The sequence below is a fragment of the Oleiphilus sp. HI0061 genome (assembly GCF_001635675.1).
The window spans coordinates 1-1,472 of sequence record NZ_LWFE01001591.1 but is presented as its reverse complement, the minus strand read 5'-3'; the positions used below and the strand labels follow the sequence as shown (position 1 = coordinate 1,472).

Sequence of the window (1,472 nt, the reverse complement as noted above, 5' to 3'; positions counted from 1 at the left end):
AGGCTTGCTGCAAACAAATAGCGGACAGTCATATACCTATTCGATATATCGTGATCGCCAGCGGTTTACTACATAGTAAAGAACTCAACATAAAGCCTGAGAAACGTATCGAAGATATCAACTATGAAAGTCTGCATAGCGTTTTTGAGACCAACACGTTCATGCCGATTGTCTGGTTAAAAGAGCTGACCGGGTTACTGAATAAAAATTCAGCGACCACGATTGCTGTATTATCAGCAAGAGTGGGTAGCATTAAAGATAATCGGCTCGGCGGCTGGTATAGCTATCGAGCCTCTAAAGCAGCACTAAACATGCTTCTCAAGAATGCTTCTATTGAATACAGTCGTCGCTTTCCAAAAGCAAAAGTCATTTCATTCCACCCTGGAACCACAGACACCGAACTTTCAAAGCCATACCAAGCGGGCGTTCCAGAAGAAAAACTATTCAAGACCGACTTTGTCGCAGATCGGCTGCATCAACTCTTAGTTGAGTCAAAAGCAGATGGAAAGTTAAGTTTTAAAGATTGGAACAATATGGATATTGAGTGGTAGTAGGCCAGCTCTTGGCTTACTCAGAAACCTAAACCGAACCAAGCTACTAAGGTAACAATTGTTTTACTCAGCCTTTTCTACACGAGCCGTGTCGATTTCTAACTCATGAGTCAATGGCTATCATTGTTCTCCACGGGCGTCCATCACACACTGTATAGTTTGAGCATGTTTTTAGGCAGCCCCTGCAAGGTAATCTTAGGGTAGTGCTTTGTTTGCTGCGATGCTCTGTATCTACATTTTTACTTGTATTGGTAGCCATAAAATAACGCTCTCCTAGACTCGCTCTAATTCGAAAAAAAAGTCCCGCAAAGCGGGACAAAGGTAGATCGATTTAGATAACCACTTCTACTAAGGGGCTGTGATTACCGCATCGACTACATGAATAACACCATTTGAGGTTTCAACATCTGTAATCAACACCGTGGCATTTCCAACCATCAGCATACCCATATCGATATCTACTGTAAGATCTGTATCTGCACGCAATGTCGGTACAGCCGTGCCATTTGCTGCATAGGCAGCTATGGAGTCAATTTCTGTGCCGCTGATTACGTGTTGGCTCAAGATATCTGCCAAGCCACCTAAAGCAAGCACTTCACTAGGTGTACCCACTGCTGCGAACGCTGCATCAGTCGGTGCAAACACGGTGAACGGCCCATCCCCCACCAACGCAGCATCTAAGCCTTCTTGCTGAAGCGCGGCGAGCAAGGTTGTGAACTCTGCATCCACCTCAGCCCCTGCCAAATTAGTCACCAGCTCACCAATGGTAATACTGTCATCTGATAAAGCATCAGCTGATGGTGGCAATAGGACTTTATCAATCGCATGGATTATTCCATTTGATGTATCGACATCGGCAACAATGACCTTAGATGTGTTAATGAATAAGTCTGGGTCATCATAAGAAATTGCCAGATCTTT

General features: G+C 44.2%; 2 protein-coding genes. One reads left to right on the top strand and one right to left on the bottom strand.

Features of this window, described 5'->3' with window-relative positions; translation table 11 throughout:
* The coding region (locus A3735_RS24750; protein ID WP_156499899.1) for an SDR family NAD(P)-dependent oxidoreductase at window positions 1-551 on the top strand (551 nt) is incomplete at its 5' end.
* A 348-nt stretch (window positions 552-899) separates the two neighbouring features.
* On the opposite strand, the gene A3735_RS24745 is transcribed toward A3735_RS24750, so the two are convergent.
* Window positions 900-1,472, bottom strand: a 573-nt coding sequence (locus A3735_RS24745; protein WP_197486026.1) for a fasciclin domain-containing protein, incomplete at its 5' end; no start/stop codon positions are given.